9 protein-coding genes are annotated in these 8,961 nt (G+C 68.2%); 3 read left to right on the top strand and 6 right to left on the bottom strand.

Annotation, left to right across the window (positions count from 1 at the left end):
* Positions 1 to 22 precede the first annotated feature (22 nt).
* Both AMK24_RS32340 and mobF read right to left on the bottom strand, forming a co-directional pair.
* Positions 23 to 1,732, bottom strand: a complete 1,710-nt coding sequence (locus AMK24_RS32340) for a hypothetical protein (RefSeq protein ID WP_143203781.1) — start codon at positions 1,730 to 1,732, stop codon at positions 23 to 25.
* Between the two features lie 238 nt (positions 1,733 to 1,970).
* The gene (gene mobF, locus AMK24_RS32345) at positions 1,971 to 3,956 is read right to left on the bottom strand and encodes a MobF family relaxase (protein ID WP_073772444.1); all 1,986 of its coding nucleotides are present in this window, start codon (positions 3,954 to 3,956) and stop codon (positions 1,971 to 1,973) included.
* 189 nt (positions 3,957 to 4,145) lie between these two features.
* Here mobF and AMK24_RS32350 point away from each other — a divergent pair, with 189 nt between their 5' ends.
* Complete coding sequence (locus AMK24_RS32350) at positions 4,146 to 4,559, top strand: hypothetical protein (RefSeq protein ID WP_242435352.1); 414 nt, start codon at positions 4,146 to 4,148, stop codon at positions 4,557 to 4,559.
* A gap of 433 nt (positions 4,560 to 4,992) precedes the next feature.
* Here AMK24_RS32350 and AMK24_RS32355 read toward each other — a convergent pair whose 3' ends face one another.
* The 3 genes from AMK24_RS32355 to AMK24_RS33610 all read right to left on the bottom strand — a co-directional run bounded on the left by AMK24_RS32355 (position 4,993) and on the right by AMK24_RS33610 (position 6,583).
* Positions 4,993 to 5,439, bottom strand: a complete 447-nt coding sequence (locus tag AMK24_RS32355; RefSeq protein ID WP_073772439.1) for an ATP-binding protein — start codon at positions 5,437 to 5,439, stop codon at positions 4,993 to 4,995.
* 11 nt (positions 5,440 to 5,450) lie between these two features.
* Complete coding sequence (locus AMK24_RS32360) at positions 5,451 to 5,744, bottom strand: hypothetical protein (RefSeq protein WP_073772440.1); 294 nt, start codon at positions 5,742 to 5,744, stop codon at positions 5,451 to 5,453.
* A 71-nt stretch (positions 5,745 to 5,815) separates the two neighbouring features.
* Positions 5,816 to 6,583 carry a replication-relaxation family protein gene (locus AMK24_RS33610; RefSeq protein WP_073772441.1) on the bottom strand — a complete coding sequence of 256 codons (768 nt, stop codon included), beginning with the start codon at positions 6,581 to 6,583 and terminating at the stop codon, positions 5,816 to 5,818.
* A 340-nt stretch (positions 6,584 to 6,923) separates the two neighbouring features.
* Here AMK24_RS33610 and AMK24_RS33870 point away from each other — a divergent pair, with 340 nt between their 5' ends.
* Both AMK24_RS33870 and AMK24_RS33615 read left to right on the top strand, forming a co-directional pair.
* A complete protein-coding gene (locus tag AMK24_RS33870; protein WP_143203782.1) occupies positions 6,924 to 7,277 on the top strand; it encodes a hypothetical protein in 354 nt (117 codons plus the stop codon).
* Between the two features lie 38 nt (positions 7,278 to 7,315).
* A protein-coding gene (locus AMK24_RS33615; protein WP_385515661.1) for an IS5 family transposase occupies positions 7,316 to 8,124 on the top strand; the annotation gives its coding sequence in 2 pieces (ribosomal slippage) (positions 7,316 to 7,664 and positions 7,664 to 8,124; 810 coding nt in all).
* A 112-nt stretch (positions 8,125 to 8,236) separates the two neighbouring features.
* Here the strand turns inward: AMK24_RS33615 and AMK24_RS32380 are convergent.
* Positions 8,237 to 8,961, bottom strand: a 725-nt coding sequence (locus AMK24_RS32380) for a transposase family protein (RefSeq protein ID WP_206780353.1), incomplete at its 5' end; no start/stop codon positions are given.

Here is an 8,961-nt window from a genome sequence, read left to right on the forward strand (position 1 = left end):
ACCCGGGGCGGTTCACGACGAATCAGTCCAGCCAGTGCACCAGGCGCGCTGCGTCGTGTACTGCCAGAGCGCGTTCCTCGAGGCCGAAGGCGTACTGGCGGGCCTCGTCGCTGCCGTGCGTCAGTATCAGGCCGGACATGCCTAGCAGGCGGGCGCTGCCCAAGCAGGCTACGTCCAGAGCGAGGGCGAGCATCTCGGGGGAAATGTCGTGGGCGGACAGGATGCCGTCACGGTAGCGGGCCATATGAACCAGGCCGATGGGCGTGCTGTGCGTGACCTGGCTCAGCAGTGAGTACGCCACCGGCAACCATCCCGGCTCGGGGTAGGGCGCCCCCAGATGCAGGAGCATCTCGTCGATCGGCGGCAAGGGCTGGCGGCCCTTGGAAATCGTCTCCGGGCCCTCGACGACGCTGTCGGGCATCTGGAACAGTTTCATGGCGGCCGCGCGGGCCACTCCGCTGCTGGAGAAGAGCGCGATCGTCTTCTTCTTCCTTGCTCGGAACTCGTCGAAGTAGCGGGTGGACCGCTGGACGAAGGCCTCGTCGTCCTCCACGTCCTGGGCCAGCCAGGTGAACCGGGCCGCTTCCTCCAGAAGCATCCGCGCGGCGAAAACCGACGTGACGGCCGCATGCTGGTCGAAACCGCTCATGACGGTCGCGAACGTCGAATGAGCGCCGCTGTAGGCGAGAACGCTCGCTAGTTTGGGGTCGCCATGGGCCCAGGGGCTCGTGACCCAACTGCTCACGAAAGCGTCGTACTTCCTGACCGCTGAAACGACCGCACTCGCATTGCCGATGTCCGGCAGCACATCACCGCTGGCGATGACGGCCGCTGAGCGAAGACGCCTGTCCCGGACCTTGACCCTGACTTTCGGCGGGCCGCCGGCAGGGGGCCGCGGATCGCCGAGTCCGTGCACCGCGCTTGCCGCGGTAACCACCTCTTCGGTCAGCCGCATCAGAGTCCCGAGGAAACCGGCCTGCTCCACCTCCGGCGGCCAGGACTCCGGAACGGCTGCGCACGCGCCCAGAAGAGTCACCGTGACGCCGACGGCGGCTACGTGCATGAACAGTGCTTCGTGGTCAGCCCGCAGATCATGCCCGGGAACCCCGCCGACAGTCAGGCTGCTCTGCATGCCCAACAGGTTGCCGTGCCCGGCATGCCCAAGGACCATCACCGCTCCACGGAGCCCGGACATCGCCAGCATGCCCCGCGCAGCTTTGAGGAGATCCTCGATGCCTCCGCCCGTCAGCACCGGCTGCGCCGGTCGAACCGGAGAGGAAGCAAGAAACAGGTCGAGGAGTTCCGAACCATCAGGCAGGGACGGTGCCGACAGCGCTGCCAGCGACGCTCCCGTCAGGTCGGTGATGCCGTCTAGCGGAACGAACCACCGAGCAAGATTGGGGCAGCTCACCTCGTGGGCGGACAGAAAACCGCAGATCCGGTCGCGCTCCTCGAGCATGCTGCCCAGCAGCGCCTGCCGTCGTTCCGCGGGAGATTCGGCAATCCACTGCCACAGCAGGCCATCATCGAACAGACTCCGGGCTAGCGCCCCTACGACTGTTCCGCCTATCCCCGAACCCAGCAGCGAGTCGGCGCAGGCATATCGCCAACGGGCGTAGGGGAATGCCGACTCGGCGAGGAACTGGTCACCCGGCCCATCGAAGTGGAACACCGCAGGAAGCGCGTCCAGATGAAAGCGCAATGCTCGTGTGGCCGCTCGCAGGGATACCACCGAAGGGTGTGGCTCCCTCCCGTCAGGCCATGTACCTTCAGCTCCCGACCACACCTCGCCCATCCCCGTCACCATCTGCTGCATGTCCCCTGTTCTCACAGCCAGGCCCCGACGACATCCCCTCGCCCTAGCGACGGTCCGGCCTTCGCTAGGGAGGCGGCCCTTCGCCGCCCTCCCGACTTCCCGCATGGTCCAGGGTGCGGCAGCACCTCCGCAACACGCCAGCGGCTGTCGCTGTTCACGCATGGAGGTCGCTCTTCGAAGCCGCGGCCTCGCGGCCGCGGTGCGGTCCCGGATCCTGTGGGTGGTGCGCCTGCTGATCGTCCCGGCGCACCGGGTGCGGCGTCTCGGTGTCGTCGCGGCGCGTGTAGCGGTTCATCGTGGAGTGGGCCCGGTCGGCCGCCTCGCTGAACGCGTCCTGGAGGTGGCGCAGGCGTTCGGCGGTGACATCGAGGGCTTCGACTTCCGTGCGCGATTCCCGCAGGGCCCGCAGCGCCGTCATGTCCAGCGCGTCGCGGCGGCCGGGCTTCTGCTTCTGGTCGTCGTGCTCGGGGTCGGCCAGCTCGGGCGCGAGCAGCTGCTCGGGCATCGCCGCCTGCTGGTGGGCGACGACGTCGTACGCCCGGCCCCGCACGGCGGTGGTGGTGTGCAGCTTCTCCCGCACCACCGCACCGGCGAGGACGGCCCGCTCGTACTGGAGCGGGATGCGGGGGATCTCCCACTCTCCCGCGTCCTGGCCCGGTGGGCGGGGCGCAGCCGGTTCGCCGGAGTCGGCTGAGGGGTGCCGGTCCGGGTCGGGCGCGGCGGTCGGAGATCGGCGCCGGGCGGGGAGGTCGGACAGGGCCCACCGGGCGGTGTAGAGGCGATAGCCAGCCTCCAGGCCGCGGATCGTCTTCGGCTCGCTGATGTCCAGGCAGTGGGTGGAGATGGCGACGGCCACGACCTGGTCGTCCAGGCCGGGGTCGCGGCGGCGGCCGCGCAGGACCAGGGCGAGGTGGCGGCGGGCTTCGGCGAGAAGGGGGCGGCGGTGGAACCTTCCGCCGTCGTTCATCACGAACACGGTCGCGGTGACGTCGACGGCCGCCAGGGCGACGTCGACCACGGCGGCGACCCGGGCCCGGATCGCGGCGGCTGCGGCGCGGGCGTACTCGAGGAGGGAGGTGATGACGTCGGCGGCGACACCGGAGGTGAGGATCGCGCTCGCCTTCCACCACGCGCGCAGCTGCGCGAGCGGCCGGGCCGACTGCTTGGGCGGGCGGGTCTTGCGGGCGGCTATGGCGTTGAGCTTGGCGCGGGCCCGCTCGGAGACCACGGGCAGGAACCGCGGCTCGCCGTTGTCGTCGACGGCGGTGACGTACTCGTGCTCCAGCTCGGTCAGGCAGGCGGCGATCTGGTCGCTGCGCCGGGCGGTCCAGCGGATCAGCTCGTGCGGCACCCCGGCGACCTCCATCACCGGCCGGCGCCCCGGAGTGACGGTGCGCGGCTCGGTCGCCAGCCCCAGCGCCTCGCAGACCTCGGAGGCCACGAGCTCGTTGTAGAGCGCGGAGGCGGCCACGGTGTGCTCGTGCAGGGCCAGGGTGTGGATCGAGCCCCACTTCCCGTCCAGGCGCTGCCCCTTCACCGACAGCAGCACATGGTCATGGAGTAAGGGCCGTCCGGAGCGCGCCTGGTAGTGGCGGAAGCGGGCGGCGACCAGACCGCCGGGCGGCCTCACCCGGTAGATGCCGTCCTTGCCGTACCGGATCACCGCGACCTCGTCCTCGATCCACTCCAGCACCCGCACGATCGCGTACTCGTGGGCGGCCTCGATCACCCGCCGCGTTTCCTCGTCCCCGAACGCCCACAGGAGGTAGATCGTCGGCTGCGGCCGGAACACGAAGTCCACGCCCGTGACCGTCACCCGGCGTCCGAGGGCACCGGCCTGATACGCCTTCTTCGGGGAGTCGCCCGCGGCGAGCCGGTGGGCCTCGATCCGGTCCGCGTACGGGTGACGGCCCCGCTCACCGAACAGGTTCCGCAACTGCGTCTCGGTGACCTCCTCACCCGGCGCGAGCCCGAGCGCATCCAACCCGCGGCCCATCCAACGCCCCACCGGGACACCGGCCTGCTCCTGAGCGTCGCGTAGCGGTGTGCGGGCCGGGCCCCGGCCGTCACCGACGACGGTCTCCCGGAGGTAGTAGCGGTACATCTGACCGGCCCGAATCACCCTGATATCCACTGTCATGCAGACCACGCCACACAGCTCTGAGCTGCAAGAAAAGACCGATCAGCCCGGCGTCCCGCCAAGCGGGAACAGCAGCCGAACTTTCTTCACCGGGGCCCGCCGGGCGGGAAGCGGCCCCGGGCCGAACACGAATGTCATCGCTCTCCGTCAGTCCTCACACCACGGCCCGGACAACACCATCCAGCACCGTTGAGCAGCATTCAGCGCCACGGAACGAACACCACCAACGAGCACCGCCTACAGCAGCCCCTGGCAACCGCCGGGGGCTTCGTCGTGCTGCCCGGAGGAGACCACGTGCCCACCTTCGAGACCCTCCCCCGCTTCACCACGGACCTCCAGCACCTCACCCCCGCCCAGCGCCGGCGCTTCCTCCGCGTCGTCCTGGACGCCTTCGTGCCCGACCTGCGCACCGGCCGCCACTTCCGCCCCGGTCTACGAGTCAAGCGTGTACAGCGGTCCACCGGCGTATACGAGATCACCTGGTCCATGGGCACCGGCCTCTCAGGACGCGCCACGTTCGAGTACGGGACCGAGGTGCGTCCCGGCACACCGCACGTCATCTGGCGTCGCATCGGCACCCACGACATCCTCACCGGCCCCTGATCCGGCTGGCGCGGCGTGCGAATTCGCACGCGAGCGTTCGGGGTGAGTCGAACGGAACGCTTCGGATGAAGCTGATGCCAGGCGCTTACGCGCCAGTGGCCCACCGCCGCGAGGGTGGCCGCGTACGGGAAGGGCGTCGGCGGGGCGGCGCCTTCGGGAACGGGTATAGAGCGCGTCGGCGGGCCTGCTGATGCTCATGGCGAGGTCGCGGCACAACGAGTGGAGAACGTTCGACGTCATCTCCTCCCCCTGCGGAGGCGATCGCTGAGGGAGGGACAGATGTCCCGAGGCTTGGACGGCCGCTGGCGGTAGATAGGACCGTCAGCAGCGTTCGCATCACGGAGTGCCTCCCTGTTGGCGCAGGTGCTTGGTGAGGGGATCTGGACCACGCTGACGTTCCTGACCTTGGCGCAGAGGGCGTACGCCCTGCTGGTCAGGTGGTGCCGTCGGGCTTGAGAATGTGGTCCGGCGCGGGGTATCCAGGCGGGACGAAGCAGGCGGTCACGGTCTTTCCGTCTCGTTGTGGATGATGTTCCCAGCTGTCGGACAGTGCCTTGACGATCGTGAGGCCCCGGCCGCCGGTTGCGTCAAGGCCCCGGTCGGCCGGGGTCGGCGGGTTCGGGCTGGCGTCGTGAACGCTGACGTGGAGGCAGGTACTGTCCCAGGTCAGGACGAGCTGGGCATCGCTATGAGCGTGCTTGTGCGCGTTTGTAATGAGTTCGGTCACTGTCAGAAGCACCGAGTCCACCAAATCGGGTGCGCTCTGCGCCCATTCCAGCGATTCGAGATGTCCCCGCGCCCAGCGGCGCCCGGCCCGTGCCCCTTGGGACATGGGGAAGGACTGCGCCCAGCCCACCGCCCTCATCTCAGAATCGGCCACGCCGGTGCCTCTCATTCGTTCTTCAAGGGGGCCAGGGTCGTTCGTCGTCTTCCGCCACCTCTCCTACCCGACTCCTCCTGTTGGACCCGTCCCTCCTCCAACTCGCGGGAGGCGGTCGCGTCGCGGCGGGGGTTGCCGATCGCCTCCAGGAGCGGCTGGGGCCGGTTACGGCCGAAGCGGTAGAACACCGGGCCCGTTGGGCCGTGCTCGCGCAGGTTGTTCAGCCCGACAGCGACGATCGGGGCCTTGCCGTCGTAGAGGTGGTGGCCCTCGCGCTGCCGGTCTGCCTGCCGTGCAGTCGCCATGGCCTCCTCAGCCGGCCCTGAAGGCCAGGCAGCGGCCCCCTGAGAGAGCGACGGGGCTGTGGGGCAGTCGTTCAGCCCGCCGCCAGCGCTGTTTCTCCACTGCTTGGGGCCGGGGCAATGTAGACGGAGACCTGGGTCGGCCTTCCACCGGTGTATCGGGCTTCAGCGAGGGAGTCGGCCACGTCGCGGAGGATGCTCAGCGCGATCCAGTTGCGGTCGTACATGTGGAAGCCGCCCTCGTACCAGGTGCCCTTCCAGTGCCGCTCGCTCAGCTCGGCCAGCCGCGCGATGACGGTGCCCGGGTTGCGCGGGCCGATCCGGTTGAAGACAAGCAGCAGCGGCGGGCGCGGCCGGTCGCTGTGGCGGCCGTCGGGTACCCACCAGCGGGTGCGCCACATCGGCCGCTCCTTGCCGCCGGTGGCCTTCACCTTCCGCTGGCCAAACCGCATGTACTTGTCGATCTTGCCGGCGAGGACCTGCGCGGACTCGAAGCAGTTGTCGATCTCCACGAACAGCAGCGGCACCCCGTCCTCGGGCGCGGTGATGACGATGTCCGCCTGGGCGCCGCCCTTGCCCGGGTTGGCCCATGTGCCCCTCGCGGGTAGCGCTACCTCGGTCGCGTAGGAGGCGATGGTGCCCAACCCGGCGGGCGCGTCGAAGGCGGCCTGCGCGGCGGCGCGGACGTCGGCCGGCTCGCTGGCGAGCTCGGGCAGGTTCGGCTTCGGGCGCAGCAGGGCGAGCACGGCTTCGTTGACCGTCATCGGGTGGGAGGCCCCGGTGCGGCCCGCCCCTCTCCGAGGGGCGGGCCGAGCCCGTATGTGTCGCGGTGCGGTGTACACCGCCCCGAGAGCGGCGATCGACGAAGCATCATCCGCGAGAGCGTCGATCAGCCCGTTGAAGACGGTTAGTGCCCCGGTGCCTCCGAAGCCGGCGCGGAGGAGGTCTGCGAAGGCACCGGTACGGCAGTCTCGGCCGTCGGGCTGCCGAGGTTCGGTCGTCCGGGCCAGACCGTGTCGCCCCGCAGGAACGGCGCTGTCGACGTGCCGCCTGACTGGCCATTACCTTTGATAGATGGGGACCGAGAGAAGCAAGGACGAACATGGGTCGAGGAATGAAATCAGCAACTACTTCAAAGGAGAGGCGAACGGGCCGGTATTCCAAAGCAATAGAATCGGAGACGTGAATATCAACTCTTTACCACCCGAAGAACTCCTTGAATGGTATAAACAGGATCATGAGCGCCTAACCGCAGAGAAGTCGTCAAAGTTGGCACGCCAGGAAGAGCTGGAACGCCGCTGGAGTGCTCTGACGAAGAAGCACGCGAAGATCAAGAAGCGTCTCGCTCTCGCTTCAACCTGCCTCACACTGTCCTGCTCCTCGGCAATTATGTCCGCCACCGTGAGCCATACGCTCGTCGACGATATTCTATGGGCCACAACCTGGGCAATGGCTGCCGCGACAGCTGCACTTGTTGGCAATCTTTCGAAGAACAGAAAACGCATGGAAAGACACCAGGAAATATTTTTGATTTAGAGTCCATCTCATTTGGGTGACTCGGTATTCTGTAAGTCATGGTGGGGATCGTTGAACGGCTGGTGCCGGACGAATTGTGGGAGTTGTTCCAGCGGGTGGTGCCGGAGGCGCCGTCGCGGCCGCAGGGCGGTGGTCGGCGTCGGCACGGTGACCGGGAAGTGCTGGCCGCGATCGTCTTCGTGGCTACGTCGGGTTGTACCTGGCGGCAGCTGCCTTCGGCGTCGTTCGGCCCGTCCGGAGCGACTGCTCACCGGCGGTTCTCGGAGTGGTCGAAGGCCAGGGTGTGGGCCAAGCTCCACCGCCTGGTCCTCGACGAACTCGGCGCCCGAGGCGAGCTGGACTGGTCGCGGTGCGCGATCGACTCGGTGAACATGCGGGCCCTGAAAAGGGGGACCTGACAGGTCCGGATCCTGTCGACCGGGGCAAGTACGGCTCGAAGATCCACCTGATCACGGAACGGTCGGGTCTGCCCATCTCCGTCGGGGTCTCGGCCGCGAACCTGCACGACAGTCAGGCCCTGATCCCGCTCGTGAAGGGCATCCCGCCGATCCGCTCGCGCCGCGGCCGACGACGGCGCAAGCCCGGAAAGCTCCACGCCGACAAGGGCTACGACTACGCCCACCTGCGGCAATGGTTACGCGAACGCGGTATCACCCACCGCATCGCCCGCAAGGGAGTCGAGTCCTCGCAACGGCTGGGCCGGCACCGCTGGACCGTCGAACGCACCATGGCCTGGCTCACCGGCTGCCGCCGCCTCCACCGACGCTACGAACACAAAGCCGACCACTTCCTCGCCTTCACCAGCATCGCCTGCACCCTGATCTGCTACCGCAGACTCGCCAAATGAGATGACCTCTTAAGGTTGCTCCGTACTCGGAGCCAAGATCTTTGCGGGACAGCCCTTACGAGCTCGTGCGTGGTAAGCGGTGAGACGTCGAGGGCTTCGGTGGGACCGGTGCTCATCTCTGTCGTCGGGGGTCCAGGTCCGCGGTCTGCTGGTGGGACAGTAGGCCGGCGACGGCCTGGACGGTGTCGCTCATGTGCTCGCGACGGCCGAGAGCTCGCCAGTTCTTCAGGTGGGCGATGCCGTGCTCGACCCGGATGCGGCGTGAGGAGTGTGCCTTGCGCTGTCGCTCGTGCATCTCCTCGTACCAGTCCGGGGCGCCCTTCTTGAACTTCCGGTGCGGTGGCGTCACCACGCGTCCGCCGGTCTGGGCGCCGAGCCCCTGGTAACCGGCATCGGCAAGGATCTCGACGACCGGCCCGTCGGCCAGGAGCTTGACCAGCCCTAACTGCCGGGCGTGAGTGATGTCCGCGCAGCTGCCTGGTCTGGCTGGGCTGCTGAAGAGCACCCTTCCGTTCTGGTCGGTGAGGACCATGGTCTTGACGGCGTTCCGCTTGTTCTTCCCGGAGATGAACACGTCGCGGTCCTTGCGTCCCGCGGCTGGCCGACGGACCCGGATCTCGGTGCCGTCGATGATGCCGGTCTGCCCACTCGTGCCGAGGTGGTCGATGACTTCGGCCAGCGTCCGGAGCCGGACGCCGGGGCTGATCGTGCACCCTCGCTCGGCGAGCAGGGGCCGCACCTCACCGATAGCACGGGTGATGGTGGAGCGGTCGACTCTGAACCAGCAGGCCAGCACATCATGGGTAGCCCCGTGGCTGAGCTTGATCCGCTTTGACG

Origin of the sequence: Streptomyces sp. CB02366 (assembly GCF_001905905.1) — a bacterium.
Lineage (GTDB): Bacteria > Actinomycetota > Actinomycetes > Streptomycetales > Streptomycetaceae > Streptomyces.

Bases quoted from the DNA above. Each gene is read 5' to 3' on its own strand.
- mobF (WP_073772444.1), bottom strand. From the start codon at position 3,956: ATGACAGTGGATATCAGGGTGATTCGGGCCGGTCAGATGTACCGCTAC.
- AMK24_RS32360 (WP_073772440.1), bottom strand. From the start codon at position 5,744: ATGGCGACTGCACGGCAGGCAGACCGGCAGCGCGAGGGCCACCACCTC.